This window comes from Arthrobacter sp. UC242_113 (genome assembly GCF_044054585.1).
Classification (GTDB): Bacteria; Actinomycetota; Actinomycetes; order Actinomycetales; family Micrococcaceae; genus Arthrobacter.
The window spans coordinates 3,870,593-3,897,583 of record NZ_CP171968.1 but is presented as its reverse complement, the minus strand read 5'-3'; the positions used below and the strand labels follow the sequence as shown (position 1 = coordinate 3,897,583).

The window sequence follows — 26,991 nt, the reverse complement described above, 5'->3', positions numbered from 1 at the left end:
GAGTACGTTTGTGGCGCTACTGAACGAGAGAAGGTTCCCGCTCGGGTTCAATGGATCGTGTGTCGTCGTCGAGCGAATGGCCTTCCGCGTCGAGATTGGGCAGCAGACGGTCCAGCCAGGTCGGGAGCCACCAAGCCTTCTCCCCGAGGAGTGCCAGCAGGGCGGGCATGAGGACCAGCCGGACAACAAAGGCATCGGCTATGACGCCAACGACCAGGCCGAAGGCGATCGACGCAGCGACTGCCATGGGACTGGAAGCGAACCCGGCGAAAACAAAGGCCATAATCGCTGCCGCTGCGACCAGAACCGGTGCGGACTTGCCGAAACCGCTGGTGATGGCTTCCTTGGGAGAGGCTCCCCTACGGTGCAGCTCCTGGATCCGGGAGACGAGGAACAGTTGGTAGTCCATGGCCAGGCCGAAGAGAACGCCCACAAGGATAATGGGCAGGATGCTGAGCATGGGATCACCCTGCGGTGCCGGGATGATCGCGTCGAGCCAGCCCCACTGGAACACCGCAACGCTTCCGCCGAAGGATGCGCCCACCGAGAGCAGGAATCCCAGCGTTGCCACCAGCGGAACCAGGATGGAACGGAACAGCAGCACCAGCAGCACAAAGGACAGGCTGACGATCACGATGAGGAACTTAACAAGTGCCTGATTCATGACGGCGTCGGTGTCGATCCCCATCGCGGTTTCACCAGTAACCTCCAAATGGGTTCCGGAGACGGAGCCCGATTCCTCCCGGATCTCCTTGACGAGGTCCTTTGTCACGTCGTCGATCGGTCCGCCGGCGGGTATTACCGTGAACATGGCAACATCACCGCGCGCGTTTACCTTGCCGGGCAGGACCGTCTGCGCACCCGGCAGGTCGGCCAGACGCTCCTGGACCGTGCTGATCCGGGCAGCGACGTCGTTCCCGCTGGCGAGCACTAGCAGGGGGCTTTGCACGCCTCCGAACTTTTCGACGATCAGGCTGTAGGCGCGGCGTTCCGTGGAGTCGGGGTCGCTGCCTCCGGGAACGTTGGATGCGGTTTTCATGCTGAGCATGGGCAGGGCCACGATCAGCAGAACGATAACTCCGGCCAGCACCGAAACGACAGGGCGGTGGACCAGGAAGGCAGCCCACTTGCCAAAGAAGGAGCCGTCCTTATTCCGCACTCCCGGTCCCACGCCTGGTTCTGCAGTAATGCGTTCGCTGCGGGGCAGCACGCGCCGTCCCAGTGACCGCAGGAGGACGGGAAGGAGGGTGAGGGACATGAGCACAGCGACCAGAACGCCGAACGCGCCTGCGATGCCCATCTCGGTGATGAAGCTGATCTGGACCACGCTCAGGCCCACGAGGGCGATAATTACCGTGAGGCCGGCGAAGACGACGGCCGTTCCAGCAGTTCCCGTTGCCCGCCCGACGGCCTCGGTGACCGTGCGCCCGTCCCGAAGCTCGGCACGGAAGCGGGTCAGGATGAAGAGGCTGTAATCAATTCCGACGGCAAGGCCAAGCATCGTGGCAAGGGTCAGCGTCGTGTCTTGGATCGGGCTGATCGCACCGAACCCCAGAATGCCGAGCGTTCCGACAGCCACTCCGCTCAGGGCAACCAAGAGATTCGCTCCGGCGGCCAGCATCGAACCAAAGGTCAGCAGCAGCACAACGAAGGCCACGAGAATGCCGACGACCTCGCCGGCGCCGAAGGCCTGGACCTCCGATGCCACAAGTTCACCACCGACTTCGACGTGCAGGTCAGCGGGGGCATTGCCGGCAAGCGTCACGACGTCGTCGTAGGCTTCCTTCGCTGATTGGTCTGTCATGCTCCGGAAGGTGAGCGTGGCGACGGCGGTTGTGCCGTCTTTTGACACATAGGGCCGGGCCGGGTCGAGCGGATCGCTGGCAGTCGCCACGTTCGGTAGCAGGGCAGCGTCCTTTATCAATTTTTCGACGCTGGCGGTGGCCTTGCCCCAGACCGGGGAGCCGTCCGATGCCTGGACGACGAGGTGGAGGGAGTTCGTGTCTTCGCCGGTCCCGGCCGGTGTCGGAAATTCTTTCTGGAGCTGTTCCAAGGCCTTGGAAGCGGATGTTGCCGGCGTGGACCCGGCGCTGTCGCCCTCGGCCGGTGATGACAAAGCGACGCCGGTGAGCGCGCTCAGCGCGCCGAGGATGACGACCCAGACACTGACCACAAGGATGCGGTGTCGGGCGCTGAACAACCCGATCCAGGATAAGAGACGTGGCACGAGGGCTCCTCAGGTAGGGGCTGCCGTGAGGCAGGAGAAAGGCTACCTACAGATCGTGTCAGCGCCGCCGGCCCGTGCCATCGTCCAACGTGACCGCCCCAACTACTGCATTTGAAGTAGAGGCCATATCGCCCGCACAACAATTTCCGGCGGGCGATAGGGCTGACGAGGGGGAAAGCTAGTGTGCGGCTGACCCGTTGCGTGCTTTCGGCTGTTGTGGCAGGAACGCGGCGATGGCCAGCGCTGTCAGGGCGGCGGCGGCTCCGATACCCATGACAGCCTGGAACGCTGCCTGGGAGGGGATCCTGACGGGGCCCATGCTGGCCGTTAGCTGGGCCAGCACCACACCCGCCACGGCGCTGGAGAGCGAGGTTCCGATGGAACGCATCAGGGTATTGAGGCTGTTGGCGGAGGCCGTTTCGGTGGCAGGGACGGCTCCCATGACCAGCGCCGGCATGGCGCCGTACGCGATACCGATCCCTGCCCCGATGACGCTGGAGATTATCACGAGCTGCCAGATGGCACCCAGGGCGAATACTCCGGACCCGTATCCGGCTGCGACGAGCAGGGCCCCGGCCATCAGCGACCATTTGGGTCCCCACGTGGCGGAAATCTTTGCTGACAGCGGCGCAACGGCCATCATCACGAATCCGGACGGAGCCATGACAAGGCCAACAGCGAGCAGTGACTGCCCCAAGCCGTAGCCCGTGGCGGTCGGTAGCTGAATGACCTGCGGGAGGGTGAGGGACATGGAAAACATGGCAAAGGCAAAGACGAGCGACGCGATGTTGGTCAGCAGAACCTGCCGGCGTACGAGAGTGCGCAGGTTCACCAAAGGCTGGCTTGTCTTCAGCTCCCAGAAGCCCCATCCGATGAATACGGCAACAGAGGCGGTACCCAACCCGAGGGTGGCTGCCGAGGCCCAACCCCATTCGGCACCCTTGGACACCGCCAGCAGGAGTCCGACCAGAGCCGCCGAGATCCCGGCCGCGCCCGCAAGGTCGAACCGGCCCCCGGCTTTGACACTCGACTCCGGGACCAGGGCAAGGACGAGAACCAGGGCCGCAACACCCAGCCCGGCCGAGACCCAGAACAGGACGTGCCAGTCGGCATTCTCGGCAATCAATGCGGCGATGGGAAGCCCCAGGGCGCCACCGACACCAAGCGAAGCGCTCATCAACGCAGTTGCCCCGCCCAGCTTCGCTGCTGGCAGCTCGTCGCGCATGATGCTGATTCCCAGCGGGATGACACCTGCAGCAAGCCCCTGAAGGGTCCGGGCGATGATCATCGGAAACAGTGCGGAGCTGAGGGCCCCAACGACGGATCCGGCGCTCAGGAGGACCAGGCTGACCAGGAGCATTCGCCGTTTGCCGTACATGTCGCCGAGCCTTCCCACCGTGGGCGTCGCCACGGCACCAGCCAGGAGCGTGGCCGTTATTGCCCACGTCGTATCGCCCGGCGAGGCGTTGAGAAGCCTGGGGAGCTGGGGTACCAGGGGAATGATCAGGCTTTGCATCAACGAAACGACGATGCCGGCGCAGGCAAGCACTAACACAATTCCCTTGCCCGGGGCGCGCTGTGGTGATACGGGGGTTTGCAGTCGAGGGACGGTGGCTGTGGATGGCATGTTCTGTCCTTTAAGGTCGCCAAAAATTCGAAAGAAAGGGGGATTGGAAGAATACTAAGTCAGTTGCTTGACTTAAATCAATGGGGACGGTTCACTGGTAACAACGCACCCACTGCCAGGAGGTCCAAAAGTGGCATCTCAACCTCAAACCCTGCGGGGCGGCCGGTCGGACACGAGCCGTCGGCTGATTCTGCTGGCGGCCGAGCGGCTGTTCGCAGAGCACGGCATCGCTGCGGTGTCCAACCGCCAGATCAGCGACGCCGCCGGCCAAGGCAACAACTCAGCGGTCGGCTACCACTTCGGAACGAAGATAGATCTGGTGCTGGCCGTGTCCAGGCTGCATAAGGCGCCCATCGACAGTCTCCGCAGCGAGATGCTGGCCCGGACGGTGGGCTCCACCAATGTCAGGGACTGGGTTGCCTGCCTGGTGCAGCCACTGACGGATCATCTCGAATCCCTCGGTACCCCCACCTGGTTCGCCCGGTTCAGTGCCCAGTTGCTCACTGACCCACAATTCCGCCCCGCTGTGGAACGAGAAGCACTGGAGGACGAGACCCTGCGGCAGGTTCTGGCAGGTCTTGAAGCCAGCCGCCCGGATCTGCCCCCCGAAGTGCGTGCCGAACGTGAAGACATGGTGCGGCAGTTGATGATGCACACCTGCGCCGAGAGGGAAGGTGCCCTCGCTGAAGGCCGGTCCACACCACGCGCCTCGTGGTCGGACGCCGCCACCGGCCTGATTGACGCCATTACCGGCCTTTGGATGGCGCCCTACTCCGAGACGAGGGTGAGCAATGTCTGAGAGCCACCAGGATGTACTGATTGTCGGCGCCTCCGCCGCCGGGCTCTCGACAGCCGAAGCACTGCGCCGGGGAGGCCACCGCGGACGCCTCACCCTGCTCGACGCCGAGGAACGTGCTCCCTACGACCGGCCGCCCCTGTCAAAACAGCTCCTCTCGGGCCAGTGGGAACCATCCAAGGTCGCCCTTCGCACCAACGAAGCGCTCGACGCCCTCGGGGCCGAGTGGGTGTTGGGCGAACGGGCCGAAGGACTTGAAACCGCTGCCCGGTCGGTTCGCACATCCTCGGGCAGGATCCTGACCGCCGATGCCATCGTTGTGGCCACCGGCGTGGTACCGCGCCGCTTCCCGTCGAGCGAAGGCCTTGAAGGCGCGCACGTGCTCCGCAGCCTGGACGACGCCCTCCACCTGCAGGGGCGGCTTCGTCCCGGGAACCGGCTTGTGGTGATTGGCAACGGCGTCCTTGGCTCGGAAATCGCCTGCACAGCGGTCACCCTGGGCGTCGACGTCACCCTCGTGGGCCGGGCGGTAGCTCCCATGTCCGGCACACTGGGCGGATTTGCCTCGTACCTGCTTGCCGCCAAGCATGAAGCTGCCGGGGTGCGGCTCCTCGGAGAATCCCGTGTGGCGTCTGTCAGCCGCGGCTGGACCGCGATTCACGTCTTGCTCGATTCCGGCGAAGTCCTGCCGGCGGACGATGTCGTGATCGCCATCGGGTCGGATCCGGCCACCGATTGGCTGGACCATAGCGGGCTTGACCTCAACGATGGCATCGTCTGCGATGCTTTTTGCCGAGCTGCCTCCGGAATCTGGGCCGTCGGCGACGTTGCAAGGTGGGAGCATCCCGGATTGGGCAGCCTCCGGCTGGAGAATCGCACCAATGCCGCAGAACAGGCCATCGCCGTTGCTGCTGACATTCTGGGCTCAGGCGAGCCTTACTCCCCCATCCCCTACTTTTGGACAGACCAATTCGGGGTCCGAATCCAGGTCCACGGCGTCATTCCCGCTAATGCACGCCTACGGATAACCGATGGCGACCCGTCATCGGGACGCTTCGTAGCAGTTGCCCTGGACGCTGTCGATAACCGCCCTGTGGGGGTTCTGGGCTGGGCCATGCCAAAGCAGACCCGTGTCAGGCGGGCCGAACTCGAATCGGTCATGGCGCCGACACCCTGACAGGTACCAGACAAAACCGAACTGACCGGAACCAGCCAGAAGCGAACTGGCCGCCCAGCGGCGTAACTTTCACCAAACAAGAATCAACCGCGCCGTGGACCACGTCCCGGTGCAGGCCGGAGGTCCAGCATGTCCATCGCCAAAGAACAAGAGAGCACCCGGGGTGCCGTCAAACCCATCGGGGCGTTCCCTATGACGCGCGAAGCCCGCTGCCCGTTTGATCCGCCACCCACAGGACGCGCCGCGCAGGAAGCCGGTGCACTCACCCGCGTCGAGCTTTCTGACGGGACAACCCCGTGGTTTATCACCCGCTACGCCGAACAGAGGTCGCTGCTCAGTGATCCGCGGCTCAGTGCGGACAGCACCCGTCCCGGGTACCCGGTCCCGGGCAGCTCGTACTCTAACGACACGGGCGGCAGCGGCGCCGAAGGTGCTAGTTCCGGATTCAGCTTCATTCTGATGGATGACCCTGAGCACGCACGCCTACGGCGAATGGTCACGGCACCCTTCATGGTTAAACGCATCGAAGCCATGCGGCCCGGAGTACAAAAGATCGTCGATGACCTGATCGACGACATGCTCACCGCAGACGGCCCCGTCGACCTTGTCGAGGCCTATGCGCTCCCCATGCCCTCGCTCGTGATCTGCCAGCTGCTGGGCGTACCGTACTCCGACCACGATCTGTTCCAGTCCAACAGCAAAATCCTCATCAACCGCGAGGCCAGCGTCGAGCAAAAGCGCCACGCCATCGGCGCCCTCGTGCAGTACCTCCACGGTCTGCTCAGGACGAAAACCGAGCATCCGGCCGAGGATGTGTTCTCCGACCTTGCCCGCCGCGTTCAGGCAGGGGACCTCACCGGTGACGACGCCGCCATGATGGGCGTGCTGCTCCTGGTTGCCGGCCACGAAACCACGGCCAACATGATAGCCCTGGGCACCCTGGCCCTGCTGGAACACCCGGACCAGCTCGAGCGCCTGCGCACAGAAGATGACCCGGGGTTGTTGACTTCCGCCGTCGAGGAACTGCTGCGCTACCTCACCATCACCCACGATGGCCGCAAGCGCGTGGCAACCGATGACATCGAGATCGCAGGCGAAGTCATCCGTGCCGGCGAGGGAGTCATCGTGGCCACCGACCTGGGCAACCGCGACCCCGAAGCCTTTCCGGATCCCGACACCCTCGACCTTGGCCGGGACGCCAGACACCACGTCGCATTCGGCTTCGGCGTCCACCAATGCCTCGGACAGCCACTGGCCCGCATGGAACTCCAGGTGGCCTACCGAACCCTGTTCCAGCGGATCCCCACCCTGCGGTTGGCCACCACCCTTGATCAGGTGCCCTTCAAACACGACGGCGGCGTATACGGGGTTTACGAACTACCCGTCACCTGGTAGCCACCAGGACAGCCGGCACCACCACTACAACCACACAAGGAAAGACAACCATGACACTGAAAGTAATCCTCGAACAGGACAAATGCGTCGCCTCCGGCCAGTGCGTCACCGCGGCCGGCAGCGTATTCGACCAGCGGGACGACGACGGCATCGCCGTCCTCCTGACCGAAAACCCCGGCCCGGAACATGAAGCCGAAATCCGTCAGGCCGCCGCCGTGTGCCCTGTCCTGGCCATCCACATCCAAAACTGAATCCTCGCCGGTCAGGCGGCATTGACAGTCCTTCCGGCGTCAATGCCGCCCGACCGGCCACGAGGTCGTCCGGCAGCACGGCGGGACGGGCATCGGCGCATGTGGCGAAGGGGGACACCACGTCACGGGAGCTATGTTTCCCGGCGTCGACGGAAATCCGTACGCCGCACCCCGTCGTGCCAGGGCCATTGGATCCGGCCAACTAATGCCGGGGCGGGGGAGTGTTCCTACAGGGGCTGCGCTGGTTTTCCGTGTGTCAGGGCGCTGTCCTGCGGCAGCGTCATGTTTCTAAAACCTGGGCCCGTCTTGGTCCGGTAATCGCTTAGCCGCAGACGGGAATCAGCCGCCGGTGATCTCGTAATCGAAGACGTCGAGGGCTTGCCGCTCTCCGATGGCCGTATATATCCAAATCACTCCCAGGTCGGCGGCAACCACATCGACTGTCCCGGCCCATCGGACACCCCTCCCATCACGAATTTTCACCTGGTCACTGGGGGCTAGCCGGGCGAGAAGAGAGGGATCCGTCCGGGGGATTCGATTTTCCATAGTTCCTTCCTTGAAGGGCTTAACACCGATCTAAGGGTGCGCCGCTGTTGCGGGATCGCCTGAAAACGACGCCTCGACCTATGTTCCGGAGGTCCTGCAGGTCCATGACCTCGACTTGTCGGGCGCGGACTGTGTTGACAGCACCCTCTCCGGACCTGCCCCCGGGACTGTCAGTGACGTCGGTGCGGCGGTGCTTTGACGGACCATCAGTTCGGTGGGCACCAGGGTGACGCCGGGTTCGGTGGTGTTGGTGCGGAGTTGCTGCAGGATGTTGTCCACGCAGCGTTCGCCGACATCGGCGAAGTTCTGGTGGACCGTGGTGAGCGGGGAGCGTAGGAGGACGCTTCCGGGACGTCGTCGAAACCGACAAGGCTGATGTCTTCGGGAACTGATTTTCCCTTTTCGCGGAAGGCCCGCAGCAGGCCGAGGGCCATGTGGTCGTTCGCGGCGAACACGGCGGTGCAGCCGGGTTCGTCGGCGAGCCGGAGGCCGGCGGTATAGCCGGAGGCCGCTGACCAGTCGCCGCGGAGCAGCGGCGGGACTGGCCTGCCGGCGGCACTGAGGGTGGCGCACCAGGCGGCGGCTCGGCGTTCGCTGGCGAACGATTCCTCGGGGCCGGCGACGTGCCAAACGGTCACGTGCCCGAGATCCAGCAGGTGCTGGACGGCCTTGCTTGCGCCGTCGGCCTGGTCGGTGTCCACCACGCTGTAGTTGTCGCCCGCGTCGGAGTCCACGACGACGACCTTCACTCCCGGGGGCAGCGTCACCGTCGCTGCGTCCAGTAAATGGACCTCCATGATGGCGATCACCGCGTCCACGGCGAGCTCACCCATCCGGGAGAAGGCCCCTTGGACTCCGGCCTGGGTTGGTGCCGTCACCGGGATCAAGGTGATCGCGTAGTCTTGGCGAGCAGCGTGCAGTGCGACGGCCTCCAGTGTCCGCGTGCTCCCCAGCGAGGACAGTGAGAGCGTGATCACACCGATGGTCCGGAAGCTGCCGCGCTTCAGCGCCCGGGCCGCACTGTTGGGCCGGTACCCCAGCTCCTTCATCACTCTCGTGACCTGCTGCCGGGTGCTGTCGCGGACCTCGGTGCTGCCATTGGCAACCCGGGAGACTGTTTGTGTCGAGACGCCGGCAAGTTTGGCGACTTCAGTTATTGATGCCTGCTGTCTGGATCTTCCCATTGTGGCGCCGGTGGGCGCCTCCACGCAGTCCTCCAGCCCGGCCGGGGCCGTCTCCCCAGCCGGGCTGGATTTCTTTCTTCTGATCACGCTCGTGGGATCTCCCATGTCGCTGGCTTCCTTCCCCGACAGTAGGCGCCCGGTATCGGGTCCGTTCTGGCCTGGCTGCTGCGTTTAGACGGCTGACCAGCCGCCATCGGAGGCGAGGATCGCCCCGTTGATGTTGGTGGCGTCGTCGCTGAGCAGGAAAGTGATGGAGGCTGCCATTTGCGGTGCTGACACCGGCGTGGGGATGTTGGCTTTCATGAGGGGGCCGAGTCGTTCGGCTCCGAGCTGTGAACCGAACTGGGCAACGATGTTTGTGATGGTCGGGCCGGGGGCAACGGCATTGAACCGAAGCCCCAGGGGTCCATACATGACAGCGGAGTTCTTCGTCAGGCCCACAACGGCGTGCTTTGAAGCGGTGTAGGCCACTCCGGCGGCTGAGCCGCGCAGCCCCGCTTCGGATGCGACATTCAGGACTGAGCCTGCGCCTGCCTGCAGCATGAGCGGAACCACTGCGCGCGTGAGCCGCATGGTGGCGGTGACGTTGATCCTGAACACACGCTCCCAGAGTTCGTCGTCGACCTCATGTACGGGCGTGAAATTGTCCATGATTCCGGCTACGTTGGCCAGGGCGTCCACACGTCTGCCTGCGGCCGTGATGATGGCTGCGATGGTTTCCTCAGTAGCGATGTCGCCGGGCACCGGGACCAGGTTCAACCCGGCGTTCTCCCCCACCAGCGCATCGAGGCGGTCCTTGCTGATGTCTGCAGCGATGACACGGCCACCTTCTTTGGCGACCCGCAGGGCGGTTGCCCGCCCGATTCCGGAGCCGGCGTCCGTGACGATCACGGTTTTCCCGTCAAATCGTCCTGAGGTCATGGTTTCCTGCCACTGTTCGGTGCTTAAGGGTGTCATTTTCTGGTTCCTGTCTGTGGGGCATCGGGTGAGGGCCAGGAGACGAAGCCTTCCGCGGCGACGGTCCATTCCGTTTCAGGGAATCCGCAGGAGTTTGCGCCGCTGCCTCCGACAATGAGAGAGACCGCAGCCAGAAGCGCGCCGTTACCGGGTAAGTAGAGGGGAAGGATGCCCCCCAATTGCGGGTTATGGCCGGCGGCAGTGTGCTGGTTCTTCGCTTCGTCCTTGAGCAGGCAGTCGATGGCGAGAGAGGGCTGTCCGAGGCGGGCGGCGGTCATGGCCATGACGGGAAAGTCCCAGCCCCACGCGGAGGGCCAGTCCCAGTTCTCGATGACGTCGAGAAGGGTCTTCTCCATCCGTTGCGGGTCAATCAGCGGGGTGGGCGGGACGAGCCCGTAAGCAGCCAGAAGCGATGGGTGGTCGTCCCTCCTGAGGTAGGGTTCAGTCGCGACGGCCGCGTAGCGGTCCCCGTCCGTGCGGGGGTGGGCGAGTCGGTCCTGAATTGTCGTCCACTCGTCCTCACGGAGCTGACCGGTCCGTTCCCGCCAGCGTTGGGCGATTTCCAGGCCCCACCACCAGTACGCGAGTTCGAAGGTGGGGTCTTCCGTGGTGGCGGAGTCATAGAATTCCTGGGCCGGCATGACGGGGGCCGGCAGATGGAACACGCCGTCACGTTCCTCGGTGAAGGCAGCCATGAACGTGGCTGTCTCGTGAACGAGTTCGGTGTAGGTGCTGACGATGTCCGTGCGCTTTTCCGGAGAAGATGCCTGCCACAGCAGTTCGAGCAGGTACAGCGGGTGTGGCTGCTGCCAGATCAGCAGAGAACCGATGGGGCTGGGGCTTTCCCTGCCGTCGGGGGCGACATGCTTGGGCCAGCGGGCGCCCGGATAGCCTTGCCGGGCTGCGGTGGCTCGTGCCTGGTCGAGGATGTCCAGGTACCAGGGCATGCTGCGTTCGAGCAGTTCGGGCCGGCCCCAGGTGGCAAAGTGCGCGGCATGCCACAGGTGCATTTCCAGGTGGAACTTTCCCTGCCAGGAATTGGTGATGAGGCCGGTTTCTTGCGGCGGCGTCACCCCTGAGCTGTTCACGGCCGTGAGGTATTGCGAGAGCACGATCCGGCGTTCCAGCTCGTGGGCGCGGGGATCGTCGCTGCCTTGGAAATCGATGGCGGCCCCGGAGGTCCAGAAGGATTTCCAATGTCGTGCGGACGCATCCCGCAGCGAGCCAAAGTGAGGGGTGCCGGCTGCCTGTTCCCGCGGTGCCGTGGGGTCCGGGATGAATGCGGCGACCAGGTTCAGGGTCGCCTCTGTCGAGGTAATGGTGAAGTGGTGAGGCTGGTCGGCCGGGCTGATGGTGGCACCGTTGGTGTCCAAATCGACCCGGTAGGTTGTCGCGTCGAGTTGGCGGAGGATGCTGGCGCTGCCGGCCCCCCAAGGTGTCAGGACGGAAGTGTGCCGCTGGGCAGAATCCCAGTCGGAGGTCTGGAAAAATCCCTCCGACGCGTAGGGGAAGCGCGCTGACACGGTCAGCCTCCCGTCGCGCAGCAGTTCGGAACTGATGCGGAAGGCTACCCTCGCACTGTCCGGGGCGGCAACCGTTTGAATCCGGACGATATCGCCGGCGTAGCGGAAAGACGTCTCGATGATCCCGGTCCAGAGGTCCAGTTCCTGATGAATGCTGCTAAGGGCTGCAGGATCAGTTTCAACGTCGCCTGTAGGAGTGCGCCGAAGTTGCAGGCCGATGCGGCCGAGGTCGATCCGCTGGGGGTTGGCGTGCAGCCAGGCGCCTGGCTTGTTGTCCTCGGTCAGCTGCCCGCGCATGGCCTGCTCCATGTCATACCGGTCGGGGTACGAGACAGGGCCCCGGGACGTTTCGTACCGGGATATGGCGTCCTCGAGCACGTAGCCTTCCGGGTTGGGCATTTCGTGCCATCCCCATGAGCTCAGGGTGGCGGTGTTCACGGCGACCTGGCCGCGCATCATCGCGGATTTGGCATCGTGGTAGTCCGTGAAGGTCTGCATCCCGGTGATGTCAGCGGTATAGGCGAAATCGCCGTTGCCCACGGTGAGAACGTGCTGGGGGTCCGGGCCAGTGGCTCGGATAGCGTGCCGGGCGACGACGGCTTGGCGGTCGATGGCTGTTTTTGGGGTCTGTGTTTTCTCCTGGGCCGGGATCATGCGGATGCTCCTGCTGCTTGGGCGGCCTGCAGCTCGTGGGGCTCACCGTCTGAGGCCCGAATGGTCAGGCCGACCGGTTCGTATCCTGCGGCCCGGCCGGTGAGGGTGATTGGGCCCGCCCCGGTGGGGCGGACGATGGCCAGGGCGCGGCCATCGAAGCTGGTGTGCTGGTTGGCGGTGTACTTTTCCTCCGTGTGGGGGCGGCCGCTTCCCAAAGCCTGCAGCACGCCCGGGCCTTCCACCGTCACCGTGATGCTGCCGTTCACGTGGGTGGCCAGCGTGCCGGTTTCGTCGCGGAATTCCAGGGCAACAAAGCTGAGGTCCGTGTCATCTGCCCGGATGAGGGCGCGGTCGGGGGTTGCGGTGAGACTGATCGGTCCGGCCGCGCTGTGGAGGGTGGTGCGCGACTGTTCTCTTCCATTGAGGTAGCCGACGGCTGTCAGCTCACCTGGCTGGTAGTGAAGGTCGAACGTGGCGCGGTAGGCGTGCCCTGCACCGGTGGGTGCCCGGCCAATGGACGTGCCGTTGAGCAGCAGTTCGACTTCGTCGGCGTCACTGTAGACCTCGACCCTGACCGGTGATCCCGGTGCCGTGTTCCAGGTCCAGCTCGAGATGGAGTCACTCCATGACCACTGACCCATGGCCGCGTCCGCCGCGTGCGTCTCGGGCCGCTGGACAGCGATATAGGGTTCGTGGCGCAGGCCAAAGACGATTTCCCGGTAGTACGAAGCGGGACGGCGGTAGCCAGTGAGGTCGATGTCCCCGCACCACGCTGCGATCCACGGGTAGGGGGCACCGAAGGCGTCGTCTCCGGCATAGCGAACGCGGCCGATGCCGGTTTCGCCGAGGTAGTCCCAACCGGTCCACGTGTAGTCGCCGATGACGTGCGGGTTCTCGGTGACGAGTTTCCAGTTGGCGTCGATCTGGCCCGGGTAGGTTTCGGTGCCGACGATGATGCGGTTCGGGAAGAGCTCACGATCCAGCAGGTAGCGGCTTTCCCCGTAGTTCAGTCCGGCGACATCCACTACTGCGTGTGACTCGGCGGTCTTTTCGCTCACCAGGGGGGAGGCACTGATTCGACCCATGAATTCAGCTGCCTGGTTCATCATGCCGTTGACACCCCCTTGGCCGGCCTCCCCGGCGCCCGTGCGTTCGCGCATCATCTCCGCGACGTCCTTCAGCGTCGAGACGAAGCCGTTTATGCCATTCGTGACGTATCGCGTGCCGTCCAGACCCCTGATCTTTTCGGCGATCTTTCGGCCCCATCCGGACCCGAGGCCGCTGCCTGTTTCCGGGATCTCGTTACCGATGGAGTAGAAGATGACACTGGGGTGGTTGAAGTCCTTGGTCACCATCGCCTCAACGTCGCGTTCCCACCATTCTGGGAAGTTCAGGGAGTAGTCGAAGGCAGACTTGCTTTCGGTCCAGATATCGAAGGTTTCGTCCATGACCAGCATGCCGTGCTTGTCGCAGGCGTCCAGCATGGCCTGGCTGATCGGATTGTGGGAGCTGCGGATTGAATTGAATCCTGCGGCCTTGAGCAGCTCAATGCGGCGTTCCTCCGCCCGGGCAATGGCCGCGGCGCCCAGGATGCCGTTGTCGTGGTGGATGCAGGCGCCGCGCAGCTTGACCGTCTCTCCATTGATCTGCAGGCCCGATTCCGGGTCCAGCTGCAGCGAACGGATGCCAAACGTCGTGGTGTGGTCATCGATGGTCACTGTAAGGTCCCGCAGGGAAGTCCGGGCACTGTAAAGGTAAGGGGATTCAACTCCCCAGAGCATAGGCTCGCGCACGTACAGCCGTTGGCGCACGACGGCGGTTTCGCCCGCACGGACGGTGACGGGGGACGTTGCTGAAGCGACGGTGGTTCCCGCCGCATCCAGGATCTCGGTGCCGACGTCCACGGTCGTCGTTTCAAGGCCCGCATTCCTGACCGGCGTTAACGCCTCCACGACAGCCCGGCGGCCAGTGATGTCCGGCGTCGTGATGCGCACTCCTTGATGGGGCACGTGCACCAGTCCGGCCACGATCAGCGTGGTGTCCCGGTGGATGCCGAGACCGCTGTACCAGCGTGAGTCCTCATACGCCCGGGACTCCACCCGGATGACATTCTTCTGCCCGTATTCGAGAAAAGGATCCAGCGCCACCTCGAAAGACGAGTACCCGTAGGGGCGCTGCCCGGCGAAATCTCCGTTGACGAACACCATGGCATCCCGGTAGACACCCTGGAACTCCACCGATACCCGCTTGTCCCGGTAGCTCTCCGGCACGTCGAAGTCCTTCGAGTACTCCACCGTCCCGCCCGGGAAGTGCCCGCTGTGCGAACCGCCGCCTGAGGTGACCGACCGTTCCATGCCGATCATGGCGTCGTGGGGAAGCGTAACCTGCTCCCCCGCCTCCGAAGGGCCGGACAACTGGGCGAAAATACTGACTTTCGGCCGGACTGACCAGCCCTTATTGAATGACATACGGGTCATCGGTTTCTCCCTCGTAAACGATGATTGGGGGCGGCGATTTCTGGGGGTAAGCACCGCATAGGTATCACGTGTCATCAGCGTACGTTCCCCTGGTATCACGTGTCAATGATCTCTTTCGGCGGCACGGGACTGGCTTACCCGGGCCCCCACAGACATTGCGTTCGGCATGATGCGTTCTCAGAGATGGGGGACGGCAGTGGATTCGTCAGGTCCCGTTACGGCTCGCGGGTGCCTTTGTAGCACCGTCGGCGATGGCTATAGTGCTGTCCTTCTCAACCAGGGCGTAGATGGCGGCCCGCTCATGGGGCGTGTTGTTGGGTTGGTGCAGGGTCAGGACAAGATCTCCGTTGTTCAGGCGAAGGATCATGCCGTGGCCGCCATCGGTGGACAGCGCGCTTTCCTCCTGCTCTGAAGTCGAAAGAGGAACGGGCCGTCGGTGACGTGCACGGGAAACTTGTAATCGTCGAACGGTGCGCCCTGCATGGGCCGGGACCAGGCAGCATCTGAGGCGTTGAAGATGAAGACAGGTTGGCCGGTGGGCCGGCTCGGGTCATCGCTGAGCCTCTGGGCATAGACGGCTCCATCACGGATCTGGGTCCATTCGTGGCACAACACAATCCATGGCTGTTCGTGGTGATCCACGAACAGCGTACCGTCCAGGCACTGCCACTTTCTGGGCGTGGTTGCTCCCTCGCTCCACGGGGTGAACAGCCCGGCGGGATCGTCCGCCCTGAGGACCGTGCCGCGGTACCCATTCGGCGCCGTGAAGGTGGCAAACATGAACCAGTGGTCCCGGTACTTGTGGACCTCCGGCGCCCAGTACATGCCTTCGCTCCAGAAGCCGAACCGGCGGACTTTTTGTCCGTGCTTCCGTAGAGATAAAACAGGGATTTGGCGCGGTCATGGAGGATGAAAGGGCCCCGGATTTGGATGTCGGTCAGGAGGAGGCCCCTGCGCACCGGAGTAGGGGAAGCTGGCACATCGCCGCCGGGGAATTTCGTGTCGCCGGTGACGAGTTCACCGCCACGTCCAGCGCGGACCAGGTCATCGACGGCCATCTGCGATACCTTGCCGTGGCAGGGCAACGAGCTGGTCCGGGGGGAAAGGCGCGTGCCGCTCCGAGCTGCGCGGGGCCCTGGCCCTGCCCGGTAAGGAAGTCCAGGATCAGAGGACCGCCGATCGCGCGTTCCAGCCAGTCCCCAGCGTCGTGGATCCGGTCAGCGTCCTAGTCGAAGTCCTCAATCCGCCACTCTTCTTTCCAGTCGATGACGGGAACGTCGCCGTCGAACCTGATGGGGAGCCAGACATAGTCGGCGGTTGCCGTGTTTTCCTCATGCCCGGCAACGCTCGCCGCACTTTCTTCTCCGGCGCCCCGTGCCGGCATGCGCCCTTCGGCCATGGCGGCCATGACGTCGAATACGTTGGGCATGTTTTCGGGGAGTTGCGGAAGCCATCTGTCCGCAAGGGCGATGTATAGGTCCTTTTTGTGAGGGTGGCGGAACACCGAACTGATCTGGGACCGGAATGAGGTTCGGGATTCGTCTGTAGGGTGCGGGTCACCCAGGACCGTCCAGGGGCCGTGGTGGGACGGGGCGCAGGCGATTTCCGAGTGGTTGGGAAAGTATCCGGTGGTGCCGGAGGTGATCAGGTAGTGGACGCCTTGGCGTTCGAAATGTCCCGGCGCTTCCCTGGTGAAGGGTGGGCCGGGCTGGGGGAAGTGGCTGCTGAACTTGCCACTGACTCCCGTGTAGTCCTCGGTCAGCTCGGTGCAGATGAGCTCGGTATGGACCTTTTCGAAGTAGTAATAGGCGCGGTGGTCTTCCGGGTCGACGACCAGGTCGAAATCGCCGGCATCCATCCCCAAGGGCCGCAGCCCGGTGCGCACGATGTCATAGGGGCCCAGGAAGGTGTCCGCTGTCAGCACGGTGGAGGCCTGGGTGCGTTGGCCGTCGTCGCCCATGACTTTCAGCCAGCAAACGTACTTTCCAGTTCGCTGGTTGAAGATGATGTGGGGCCGGTCCATCTTCTGTGCGGGGTGCAGCGGCGAGTCCTTGTCCTCGAGCACCGGCGGGATGATGAGTCCTCGGTCCTCCCAGTTGTACAAGTCTGTCGAGGAGTAGGCGCGAACACCCCAATGCCAGTTGCCGCTTCCAGGTGTGGTGCGTTCCTTGTTTTCGCCGTACCAAAAGAAAGTGCCGTCATCGTCGGTGAAGATGGAGCCGCCGTGGGCCTGGATTCGGTTTCCATTGGTGTCCACCCAGGTCTGCCCGGGTCGGATTGACGTATAGTGCGCTGTTGTTGCGGGGGCCATCGGTTTATTCATCGGGGTCGCTGTTCCTGTTGTGGGGGGCTGCACGCCCAAGCTGGGCGAGTTGGTGGTGAGGGCATCGGCCAAGGCGTTGTAGCCGACGCCGGTGGTTGCGGGGCCTTCAGTTTGCGCAGGGCAGTGTTATCGTCGGCGCGCATAAGGCCATACGGCTACGTCAATTGCGAGCTGATCGGTGGTGTTTGCGAGGAGCCCGGGTTGAGACGGCGCTGCCTGGTGACGTGCCGCGGTGCACGAGACGCCGTACGAGGTTGCTCATCGTATTCCGACCGGGTCAGCTGCGGCGGGCGCGGACGGCGTGTCAGCGGGGGACTGAGGATTAACGAGCAGGGACATCAGCCAATCGCTATCAATCGCGCCGCCCATGAGTCCGAGCATCTGGATCATCGGCATCGAGGTGATCATCCGCATTTGATCGCTGTCCTCGGCGATGTCCTGCCCGCTTTGGGCGATGACCATCGTGACCCGGTCCTTAACCTCGGGTCCGGCCGTCGGGTGGGCCAGCCAGTCGCCGACGCTGGACTGCAGGGAGATGGGTGGCGCCTCGTCGTCGCCGTCGAGCGTCAGGGTGCGCTCCGCGACGATATCAGAGGAGCTGTGGCCGATTTGCACGGTGTACTGGCCTGGCGCGACTGACCAGTTGCTGCGAACGATATCCCAGTATGCGAAGGCACGCCGGTCGAGGACCAGTTCCACGGTCCGGCTTTCCCCGGCTTCGAGGTGCACCTTGGCGAATGCCTTCAGCTCGCGGGTTGGCCGCAGGACGGGGCCAGACTGGGTTGAGACATAGACCTGGACAACGTGCTTACCAGCGTACGCGCCGGTGTTGGTGACCGTGACACGAACCGATGCGCCCCCGCGCCCGGTGGCGACCACCTGCAGGTTACGTGTTTCGAAGGTTGTGTAGCTTAGCCCGTGCCCGAAGGGGTACCGTACGGGAACGTCGGCAGTCTCGTAGTACCGGTATCCGACCATCACTCCCTCGCCGTAGCGCACATGCCCTTGTTCCCCAGGAAAATTCAGGTGTGTCGGGACGTCCTTGAGTCGCAGGGGGATGCTCTCGGCCAGGTGGCCCGAGGGTACCTTGTCGCCGAAGAGGAGATCAGCGATTGCTTCTGACCCGCCTTGGCCGAGCAGGAATCCTTCCAAAATGGCGTCTACGTCGTCATGCCAACCTTCAAGGGAGACGACGCCGCCATTGGACAGCACAACGACGGTTCGAGGAGCGACGACCGCGACCTGGCGGATGAGACGGACTTGTGGCTCTGGGAGGTCGATGTGCCGACGGTCGAAGCCCTCGGATTCATCTGTTTCCGGCAGGCCTGCGAAAATAAGGGCGACGTCGCAGCCGGCCGCCAGTTCAGCCGCGCCGGGACGGGCATCAGCTCCCTCACCGTGGGAGGCGAGACCTGGGGTGAAGCGGATCCTGCCTCCGTGTGCTTCGGCCTTGGCCTTGAGGAAGTCCAGTGGCCCGTCGAACCGGGTGGCGTTCACGTGGGAGCTGCCGCCGCCCTGGAACCGGGGTTCAACGGCGAAGTCACCAGTCACGAGAATGTCCATCCCAGCTTTCAGGGGAAGAACACTGTTGTCGTTCTTTAGCAGGACGGCGCACTCGGCCGCGAGGTCCACAGCCAATTTGTGGTGGGCGTCCACGTCAAATGCTGATGCGGGAGTATCGGCGCTGTAAACGGAAAGCGAAAGCACCCGCTGCGCTGCGGCGTCGACTTCCCCTTCCTCCAAATGCCCCGCAGCAACGGCATCGACGATTGCCTGCTTCGCGCGAGGGCCGGTCCCGGGCATGGCCAGGTCGAGGCCGGCCCTCAGCGATGCCACCCGGTCACGGACCGCTCCCCAATCGGATACCACCGGGCCCGCATAACCCCACTCTCGGCGCAGCACATCGGTGAGCAGCCACCGGTTCTCCGAGGCATACACCCCGTTGATCTTGTTGTACGAGCACATCACAGTAGCGGGGTTGGCCTCCTTGACGATGTGCTCGAATGCGGCCAGATGTATTTCGCGGAGGGTGCGTTCGTCTACGTCGGAGCTGATCACCATCCGTTCGGTTTCCTGGTCGTTGGCCGCGAAGTGTTTCAGTGAGGCTCCCACCCCTCCTGCCTGGAGCGCGTTGACGTAGGCGGTTCCAAGCGCACCGGAAAGAAGCGGGTCTTCGGAGTAGTACTCGAAGTTCCGCCCGCCCAGGGGGGAACGCTTGATGTTGACGCCCGGCCCGAGCAGAACGTCCACACCAGACGCCCGTGACTCAACGGCCAGAGCCGATCCCATGGCAGCGGCGACGTCTTTGCTCCAACTGGATCCCACGGCGACAGCAGGTGGAAAGCAGGTCGCCGGTTCGCTGTGGTATACGCCGAGGTGATCGGTTCCCTGGATCTGGCGCCGTACGCCGTGCGGCCCGTCGGTGAGGATGAATTCGCCAACTCCGAACTCAGGGATCGCGGCGGTGGACCAGAATCCGCCGCCCGTAAGGAGTGAGGCTTTCTGCTCGAGTGTCATGGCGGAGAGATCAATGTCAGGCATGTCCGGATTCTTCATGAGGTTTCGTGTTCTGGTTGAAGGTCTTTATCGTCAGCGCACTGACTTCACACGAAGTACGGCCATGCCGCCCATCACGGTGAACACAGCGGCGACGATGTACAGCAGCGTGTAGTTTCGGGGATCGGTCGGAGCGACTCCGATGGCCAGACAGGCCGGTGCGACGATCGGGGCGATGGCCTGCGGGATGGATGTTGCAAACTGGTTGATCGCTACGAAGCGGCCGGCGTCAGTATTGCGCTCAGGGATCACGTCCAGCAGCAAGGCCTGGTCCACGGCGGAGAAGACGCCCAGTCCGATGCTTGCGATGAACGTGCCGGCAAGGATCAGTTCGATGCCCGGAGAGAAGGCCATGATCACGGCGCCGAGGGAGAACAGTGCGCCTGCGCTGAGCACAAAGGGCTTGCGTCGGCGGAGTTTGTCGGAGATAAAGCCGCTACCGATGGCTCCCAGCATGACAGCGACGGCGCTGAGCAAGCCGGAGATGGCGATGATCCCGCCAATGTGGGTTACATCCGTGCCCAGTCGTGAGGCGAAGAAGAACGCGGTGAACGTGGTGTTGAGCGTGAGCCCGAAGTAGAACAGGAAACGGCCAAGCCAGTTCCAGGAGAAGTCGGGGTACTTGCGTGGGTTGTAGATGAATTTCGTGAGCAGGAGCCTGGCATTGAGTTTCTCGTCGAAAGTCAGGGCGCGGGTGTCCGGCTCACGGACCAGCAGCACGAAGAGGGCTACAAGAACGACGGCGAACGCGCCAGGGATCATGAACAGCAGGATCGGCTGGGCAGACAGAAACCCACCGAGGACTGCCCCAAAAATCGGAGCCGCCATAGTGACGAATCCGATCAGTCCACCGACCCTTCCCCGCTGGGATTCCGGGAGACTGTCAGCCTGGGAGTTGGTCAGATTCGCGAGCACTGTGTTGAAACCCAGTGCGGCGATGATCCAACCCAGAGTCAGAACCGCAAGGTCGGGTGCGATGGCCAAAACGAACAGACCAACGACGCCAACGACTGTGCCGGCCGCAATCCAGGGACGGCGGCGGCCAAACCTGCTTCGGGTGCGGTCACTGAGGACACCGGTGATGGGTCCGGAAATGAGCGACACAGTTGCGCCGGCCCCGATAACGACGCCGAGGAATCCTTCGTTGTCGGGAGCAAGTTCCTTGACCCGGATGGCCAATGAGAGGGCGATCGGCGTGACGAAGGCAACGAAGGCGCCGAACGAAGCGAGGAGGAGGACCCAGATGTACCGGGACGATACCTTCGGCCGTACGCAGGGCTCTTCACCGGCCTGGGTGATCGTGACTTCTTCCGGAACTGCGGGAAGGACCACGCCCAACGTTGAAGCAGGGCTGGTGGATATGCCGCGGGGAACGGCGTCCTCTGTGGACGCCTGCTGCTGATTCCCGGCTGTGGCCATGGGATGACTCCTTTGTCAGGTGTTCGAAATGATGTGTAGAACAAGGGGTGATATCACGTGTCAGCTAACCGTAAGGGTGACTGATATCACGTGTCAACACGTTTATGAGATGATCAATGGGTGAACAGCGAGCTGCAGCAGAAAAAAAGGCCCACCAGCTTCGACGTGGCCAAAAGGGCCGGTGTTTCCCGCGCCACCGTCAGCCACGTCCTCAATGGCCAGGGCCGGTTTCCCGACGAAACCCGCAAACGCGTCCTGGAGGCCGCCGCCGAACTGCAGTACACCCCTTCCCCCGCCGGCCGGGCGCTCGTGCGTGGCCGGAGCGACATCGTCGTAGTCGTCATCCCGTACACGACCTTCGGGAGTAACCTGCAGGATCTCGTCGATGAGATCACGGTCCGGGCTGACAAGCATGGGCTCAGCGTCGTCGTGCGTTTCGCCGGACCTGACCCCGACAAAACTCTCGCCGCTGTCCAGAACTTTCGACCCGTCGCGGTCGTCGATCTGGGAGTCCTTGGTGCGGAGCAACGAAGCAGCCTCGAGGCGTCGGGGGCGGTGGTCATTCCCCGCCTGCGTCCCGAGGACAGCCTAGAAAACAATCCCAACTTTGTCATTGGCCAAATGATGCTCGAAGAACTGCTTAGCCGCGGACCACGGCGGATCGTGTTCGCCGCGCTGCTCGATGAGCGTTCAGATCCGTTCGGCCCCGCCCGATATGAAGGCATGAAGCAATGGACGAACGTCCATGGGCTACCTACTCCTGACCGAATTCAGGTCCCGCTGGACTTGGCCGGTGCCCAGTCGGCCCTCCAGCGGGAACTTTCCGAGGGGCAACCGCTCGGCGTTGCCTGCTACAACGATGCAGTAGCCATGGCCGTGCTTGCCGCCGGCCGCGAACTTGGCGTTAGTGTGCCGGAGCAGCTTTCCGTGATGGGAGTCGACGCCACCGCTGAGGGGCAGCTGGTAACACCCCGGCTGACGACCATACGGATCGACAACCGACCAGTCATGGATCGCATCGCGGCCGATCTTGCATCCCTAAGCGGACAAGCCAACAGGACTTCCGGCGCAGCGGAAACATTGCCCTTTAAACCCATTTCCGGCGAAACAACATAATCCGCCCCCCTTGCATGCCCCGCCAAAACGTCACACCAGGTTCCGGAGAGGGGGGTATGAAGCTCGGCTATGTCAGCAGGTCAAAAATCGCCGCTTGCCGTACTCCCACCGTAAATACTTGCTCTTGTTGATGTGCTTTCGGGCATTCGCGCCAACAGGACCAAAGCCGGCTTGTCGGAGATCGAACTACTAGGGGGCCAGCACTGCCGTGGCCCCGAATGCTCTCTGCCCCGTTCCGAATCACCGCTTAGCGGCCGAACCAATACAGAAGGACCACGGGACGCAGCCACTCCCCTGGAGCTAAATTCGGGCGCGTTAAGGGACGACCGTGCTCGTCCGTTACCTCCCGATGGGGGTACGTGCGACATCTCGCCAGTCCTGAACAGCTGCCGGAACCCTACTGGCCCATAAACCCGCGTTCTCTGGGCGGCCAGAGCCACGTTCGCTCTTAGCATGCCGTTGCCGGGGCAACCCGGACAACGGAGGCAGCGTTGAGCTGCCCTACCTCCGGCGGGCTTTTTCAGGGGCGGAACCACCAGCCTCGGACTTAACGAAAGGTCAATTATCTGCGTCAATTTTTGCCCAGGCCCCAAGCGGCTAGCAGTCCGGGTGATTTCAGTTAACGTTGCCTAATATTTACGTGTGCCTTCTAATCAGTAATGAGTGGCCGATCACTCTCACCGTACAGAGCGGGGAAGGGGCGTCATTCGCCCCGTCCATCAGAAGGATTCTCTCGTCATGCTCGAATCACCGCACATCGAAGTGCTTCTCGACGTCAAGACCAAGTTGGGTGAAGGTCCTCTGTGGGATGCCGAATCCCAACGCCTATACTGGATCGACAGCGCGGACGGGCGCATTTTCCGGGCGACACAGGACGGCTGCGAGCTCCGCAGCTGGGACGTCGGAGAAGCCATCGGTTCGATGGCGGTCTCCCGAGACGGCAGCTACTTCCTGGCTGCCTTGAGGACTGGTCTCTATCGAATCGACGTATCCAGCGGTCATCGGGAACTCGTTGTTGATCCCGAACCCGAGCTCCCGAACAACCGGTTGAACGACGGTAAGGTCGACCGACAGGGCCGCTTCGTCTTCGGTTCGATGGATACGCTGGAGGAACAGGCAACCGGCCGGCTTTACAGCTACACTCCCGACGGGCAGCTGAATACGCTCGACAGCGGTATCGTCGTCTCCAACGGCCCCTGCTTTAGCCCCAACGGACGCACTCTGTACTTCAGTGACACCTGGACCGGGGAAATCTGGGCCTACGACTACGACACGGCCAACGGACAGACGGCCAACCGCCGCACCTTTGCCACCGTCGACACCAGCACCGGCGGTGCCGCCGATGGCGCAACCGTCGACGCCGAGGGCTACCTGTGGCAGGCACTTGTATACGGCGGAAAGATCATTCGCTACGACCCCGACGGCACGGTGGATCGCATCATCAAAACCCCGGTCCTAAAGGTCACCAGTCTGGCGTTCGGCGGCGCGGACTTGGACACCTTGTTCGTCACTTCCATGGCACGGCCACCCTTACCGCGCTTTCCCGAAGACGGCCAGCAACGCGGCTCCCTCTTCAGCATTTCCGGGCTCGGTGTCCGCGGACTCCCCGAACCCCGCTTCGGCGCATAGCCAAGGATCATCCTGTCCCTGGCCGTTCCCGACTTTCTCTGTCATCTATTCAATTCATGAGTACCCGGGAGTCTCGCTGCTGGTCTGCAGTCTCACCTTGGATCCTGAATGCGTGTGACCGCGAAATTCTCCTGCGCCTGAGCCCGCCATTTCAGAGACCCTCCACATCTCCCCGAGACGCGGAACGGCGTCGCTCTCCATCTCCCGCCAGCGATGGCCGGACGCCACTTCCAGCTTTCGCCGACCATGTCGCGCGAAACCAGGGGGCAACCAGGAGTACCACGAGCTGACCTTAAGGCGCTTGAAGGGACAACGCCGCAAACCGCCGACTGAACCACAGATAACGATCTTCCTCCTGCAACTCAGTGTCTGCTCGGCTGAGTTCACTGATGCGTTCGTCGCCTGCCATCTACGCACCCTGCACACCCCCTGCGGCTGGCGTCGGACATCAAAAATCGGCGTCCGTCAGCGAGCGAAACCAGACTTGCCTCGTTTCGTTGCCCGAACCACATATTCGCCCCCGGGCCCCACCCTTTTACTTAACGTTGCTTAACGAAGGGGAGCACTCCTACTGTAATTGAAGTCACATAGGTACTCGGTCAAAGGCAGGAGGCAGGTTCGTGGGCGAACATCGTGTAAACGGAACCGTGGGTTTGCGCCCGTCTCCTGTTTCTGCTGCAGCCGTTGCACGTGCGGCTGGTGTTTCGCCCGCCACGGTGTCTTATGTATTGAATGGCAAAGGCGGCGTTTCGGTTGAAACGCGGCGTCACATCATAGGCATTGCTAACGAGCTTGGGTTCAGGCCTCGTAAGGCGTCTTCGTCCACGGATCCCCTGCGGACCCGTGTCGTGGGACTGATACTGCCTAACATCATCAATCCCATGTTTCCGCGCTGGGCGCAGGGCATCATTACTGCTGCGGCCGCATCCGGATATGAAGTCTTTGTTGCCACGACGCAGGATAATCCGGAGACGTTGGCGCAAGTGACAGCGACCTTGGCAAACCGGAACGTGGACGGCGTTATTTTGGCCGCCGCACTACGGGAGGACGCGACGGCGCTGCGCACGTTGCGTGCTGCACGGATCCCCTATGTGTGCTTGTCGAGAAGGGCTGATTTCCTTCAGGGCGATTTTGTGGGTATTGATGACGACGCCGCTGCCTCGTTGTTGATGGAGCACATGATCGGCCACGGTTTTACTGAGATCGCTACTGTGATCGGTCCCCGGTTTTCCACTGCGTCCCTGGCCCGCGAGCAGGCTTTTGTTCGCACCGCGGCAGCGGCGGGCATCACGATCAGCGGCGACTGGAAAATCAGTACGCGGGTGAACAACGAAGGCGGACGCCTGGCTGCTGAACGGCTCTTTTCCTCGCGACGAGCACCCCGCGCTGTTGTTTGCGGCAGTGACGAACTGGCCATCGGCGTCATGGAATATGCGCTGGCACAGGGTCTCCGAATTCCGGAGGACGTGGCCGTGGCCGGTTGCGATGGGCTTCCGCACAGCCGCTCGGGTTTGATCAACCTGACCAGCATTGTTCAGCCCCAGCAGGAAATGGCCCACGAGGCGTTTGCCATGTTGCTTCGCCGGGTCGAATCCCCATCCAACACCTACAACTCGTTGATCTGCCCGCACCGTTTGCATATCGGGAGGACATGCGGCTGTAACGCACCGCCGTCCTGACACCCTCTTCTACATCTATCCCCCAGCGGCTCCCAGCGCTGCCGCCTCGATCCCCCCACGCCCAAAAACGCCTATCCCCCACCCCGGTGGGCCCCACTATTCAAGGACGAATACCCATGTCAGCCTTATCAACATCGATGACGATGCGTACTCCTAGGGAGATTAACGGCGTCATTCTCCGCAAAATCATGCCGCTGCTTATCGCCGCCTACATCATGGCCTTCCTGGACCGAACCAACATCGGAATGGCCAAAGACAGGTTGGAGATTGACCTGGGAATTTCAGCCACGGCGTACGGCATCGGCGCTGGTCTGTTCTTCCTCACCTACGCGCTCTCGGAAATCCCCTCCAACCTGATCATGCACAAGGTCGGCGCCCGTTTCTGGATCATGAGGATCATGATCACCTGGGGCACCATCTCCGCCTGCATGGCCTTCGTGCAGGGCGAATGGTCCTTCTACATCATGCGGATGCTCCTCGGCGTCGCCGAGGCAGGACTCTTCCCGGGCGTCATGTACTTCCTCACCCAATGGTTTGTGGTCAAGGACCGGGCCAAAGCCAATGGCATGTTCCTGCTCGGCGTCTCCATCGCGAACATCGTCGGTGCCCCGCTCGGTGGACTGCTGCTGACCAGCTTCGACGGATTCGCCGGACTGCACGGCTGGCAGTGGATGTTCATCATCGAAGGCGTGCCGGCATGTATCCTCGCCTGGGTCGTCTGGAAGAAACTTCCCGACCGGCCCACCAAGGCAACCTTCCTCAGCCCCGCCGAGGCCGAGGACCTCGAGGCCCGGATTGCCGCTGAAGAAAAAGCAGGAGCCGACGCTTCGGGGAACCACCGACTCCGCGACGTCCTGAAGGACAAGCAGATCCTGCTCGTGGTCGGGGTCTATTTCACGCACCAGATCGCTGTCTATGCGCTCTCCTACTTCCTGCCCTCCATCATCGGCACTTACGGGAAGCTCAACCCGCTCCAAATCGGCCTTCTGACAGCCATCCCGTGGATCTTCTCCGCAGCCGGCGCACTGCTGGTCCCCCGCTTCGCCACTAACGGCCGCCGCTCACGCCTGCTGGTCACCGGAACGATGGTCGGCATCATCGCAGGCTTTGCACTCGGGGCCATCGGCGGGCCTGTGCTCGGCATGATCGGCTTCTGCCTCGCGGCCTTCAATTTCTTCGCCCTGCAGCCGATCCTCTTCACCTACCCGGCCACGCGGCTCACCGGCTCCGCCCTCGCCGGCGGCATCGCCTTCGTCAACACCATCGGCCTCTGCGGCGGCTTCCTCGGACCCTACGTCATGGGACTTATGCAGGACATCACCGGATCCAAACTCTCAGGCCTGTGGTTCATCGTCGGCATGTGCGCGATCGGCGCCCTGTTGTCGCTCATGCTCAAGCGCGGCACGGAAAAGCCCCACGGCGCCCCGGCCGCCCACTGACACCCAGCAACGTAAG

19 protein-coding genes and 1 pseudogene are annotated in these 26,991 nt (G+C 63.1%); 8 read left to right on the top strand and 12 right to left on the bottom strand.

Features of this window, described 5'->3' with window-relative positions:
• Positions 1 to 16: 16 nt before the first annotated feature.
• A complete protein-coding gene (locus ACHMXB_RS17725; RefSeq protein WP_395400491.1) occupies positions 17 to 2,227 on the bottom strand; it encodes an MMPL family transporter in 2,211 nt (736 codons plus the stop codon).
• Positions 2,228 to 2,405: 178 nt separating this feature from the next.
• On the bottom strand, positions 2,406 to 3,776 hold the full coding sequence (locus tag ACHMXB_RS17720) for an MFS transporter (protein ID WP_395400489.1): 1,371 nt from the start codon (positions 3,774 to 3,776) through the stop codon (positions 2,406 to 2,408).
• A gap of 208 nt (positions 3,777 to 3,984) precedes the next feature.
• Between ACHMXB_RS17720 and ACHMXB_RS17715 the strand changes: the two genes are divergently transcribed.
• The 4 genes from ACHMXB_RS17715 to ACHMXB_RS17700 all read left to right on the top strand — a co-directional run bounded on the left by ACHMXB_RS17715 (position 3,985) and on the right by ACHMXB_RS17700 (position 7,473).
• Positions 3,985 to 4,653 (top strand): TetR/AcrR family transcriptional regulator, encoded by a 669-nt coding sequence (locus tag ACHMXB_RS17715; RefSeq protein WP_395400487.1) that lies wholly within the window; start codon positions 3,985 to 3,987, stop codon positions 4,651 to 4,653.
• Positions 4,646 to 5,827 carry an NAD(P)/FAD-dependent oxidoreductase gene (locus ACHMXB_RS17710; RefSeq protein ID WP_395400485.1) on the top strand — a complete coding sequence of 394 codons (1,182 nt, stop codon included), beginning with the start codon at positions 4,646 to 4,648 and terminating at the stop codon, positions 5,825 to 5,827. The genes ACHMXB_RS17715 and ACHMXB_RS17710 overlap by 8 nt, the downstream gene beginning before the upstream one ends.
• A gap of 129 nt (positions 5,828 to 5,956) precedes the next feature.
• Positions 5,957 to 7,222 (top strand): cytochrome P450, encoded by a 1,266-nt coding sequence (locus tag ACHMXB_RS17705; RefSeq protein ID WP_395400483.1) that lies wholly within the window; start codon positions 5,957 to 5,959, stop codon positions 7,220 to 7,222.
• A 50-nt stretch (positions 7,223 to 7,272) separates the two neighbouring features.
• Positions 7,273 to 7,473 carry a ferredoxin gene (locus tag ACHMXB_RS17700; protein WP_395400481.1) on the top strand — a complete coding sequence of 67 codons (201 nt, stop codon included), beginning with the start codon at positions 7,273 to 7,275 and terminating at the stop codon, positions 7,471 to 7,473.
• A gap of 339 nt (positions 7,474 to 7,812) precedes the next feature.
• Here the strand turns inward: ACHMXB_RS17700 and ACHMXB_RS17695 are convergent, their stop codons facing one another.
• The 10 genes and pseudogenes from ACHMXB_RS17695 to ACHMXB_RS17650 all read right to left on the bottom strand — a co-directional run bounded on the left by ACHMXB_RS17695 (position 7,813) and on the right by ACHMXB_RS17650 (position 21,112).
• Positions 7,813 to 8,019 (bottom strand): hypothetical protein, encoded by a 207-nt coding sequence (locus ACHMXB_RS17695; RefSeq protein ID WP_395400479.1) that lies wholly within the window; start codon positions 8,017 to 8,019, stop codon positions 7,813 to 7,815.
• Between the two features lie 78 nt (positions 8,020 to 8,097).
• A pseudogene (locus ACHMXB_RS17690) lies at positions 8,098 to 9,203 on the bottom strand (LacI family DNA-binding transcriptional regulator).
• A gap of 171 nt (positions 9,204 to 9,374) precedes the next feature.
• Entirely contained in the window at positions 9,375 to 10,160 is a 786-nt protein-coding gene (locus tag ACHMXB_RS17685) for an SDR family NAD(P)-dependent oxidoreductase (RefSeq protein WP_395400477.1), read from the bottom strand.
• Positions 10,157 to 12,337 (bottom strand): hypothetical protein, encoded by a 2,181-nt coding sequence (locus tag ACHMXB_RS17680; protein ID WP_395400475.1) that lies wholly within the window; start codon positions 12,335 to 12,337, stop codon positions 10,157 to 10,159. The genes ACHMXB_RS17685 and ACHMXB_RS17680 overlap by 4 nt, the downstream gene beginning before the upstream one ends.
• Positions 12,334 to 14,814 carry a glycoside hydrolase family 2 TIM barrel-domain containing protein gene (locus ACHMXB_RS17675; RefSeq protein ID WP_395400473.1) on the bottom strand — a complete coding sequence of 827 codons (2,481 nt, stop codon included), beginning with the start codon at positions 14,812 to 14,814 and terminating at the stop codon, positions 12,334 to 12,336. The genes ACHMXB_RS17680 and ACHMXB_RS17675 overlap by 4 nt, the downstream gene beginning before the upstream one ends.
• Positions 14,815 to 15,019: 205 nt before the next feature.
• On the bottom strand, positions 15,020 to 15,181 hold the full coding sequence (locus ACHMXB_RS17670; RefSeq protein WP_395400471.1) for a hypothetical protein: 162 nt from the start codon (positions 15,179 to 15,181) through the stop codon (positions 15,020 to 15,022).
• Entirely contained in the window at positions 15,178 to 15,639 is a 462-nt protein-coding gene (locus ACHMXB_RS17665; protein ID WP_395400469.1) for a family 43 glycosylhydrolase, read from the bottom strand. The genes ACHMXB_RS17670 and ACHMXB_RS17665 overlap by 4 nt, the downstream gene beginning before the upstream one ends.
• A 400-nt stretch (positions 15,640 to 16,039) precedes the next feature.
• Positions 16,040 to 17,137, bottom strand: coding sequence for a family 43 glycosylhydrolase (locus tag ACHMXB_RS17660; RefSeq protein ID WP_395400467.1), 1,098 nt, complete (start codon positions 17,135 to 17,137; stop codon positions 16,040 to 16,042).
• Between the two features lie 258 nt (positions 17,138 to 17,395).
• Positions 17,396 to 19,678 (bottom strand): beta-glucosidase, encoded by a 2,283-nt coding sequence (locus ACHMXB_RS17655; protein ID WP_395400465.1) that lies wholly within the window; start codon positions 19,676 to 19,678, stop codon positions 17,396 to 17,398.
• A gap of 48 nt (positions 19,679 to 19,726) precedes the next feature.
• On the bottom strand, positions 19,727 to 21,112 hold the full coding sequence (locus ACHMXB_RS17650) for an MFS transporter (RefSeq protein WP_395400463.1): 1,386 nt from the start codon (positions 21,110 to 21,112) through the stop codon (positions 19,727 to 19,729).
• A 120-nt stretch (positions 21,113 to 21,232) separates the two neighbouring features.
• On the opposite strand from ACHMXB_RS17650, the gene ACHMXB_RS17645 reads away from it, so the two are divergent.
• The 4 genes from ACHMXB_RS17645 (at position 21,233) to ACHMXB_RS17630 (ending at position 26,975) form a co-directional block, all read left to right on the top strand.
• On the top strand, positions 21,233 to 22,228 hold the full coding sequence (locus ACHMXB_RS17645; RefSeq protein ID WP_395400461.1) for a LacI family DNA-binding transcriptional regulator: 996 nt from the start codon (positions 21,233 to 21,235) through the stop codon (positions 22,226 to 22,228).
• Between the two features lie 738 nt (positions 22,229 to 22,966).
• A complete protein-coding gene (locus ACHMXB_RS17640) occupies positions 22,967 to 23,857 on the top strand; it encodes an SMP-30/gluconolactonase/LRE family protein (RefSeq protein ID WP_395400459.1) in 891 nt (296 codons plus the stop codon).
• A gap of 620 nt (positions 23,858 to 24,477) precedes the next feature.
• Complete coding sequence (locus ACHMXB_RS17635; RefSeq protein WP_395400457.1) at positions 24,478 to 25,536, top strand: LacI family DNA-binding transcriptional regulator; 1,059 nt, start codon at positions 24,478 to 24,480, stop codon at positions 25,534 to 25,536.
• A 116-nt stretch (positions 25,537 to 25,652) separates the two neighbouring features.
• Positions 25,653 to 26,975 carry an MFS transporter gene (locus ACHMXB_RS17630; protein WP_395400455.1) on the top strand — a complete coding sequence of 441 codons (1,323 nt, stop codon included), beginning with the start codon at positions 25,653 to 25,655 and terminating at the stop codon, positions 26,973 to 26,975.
• The last annotated feature ends 16 nt before the right edge of the window (positions 26,976 to 26,991 follow it).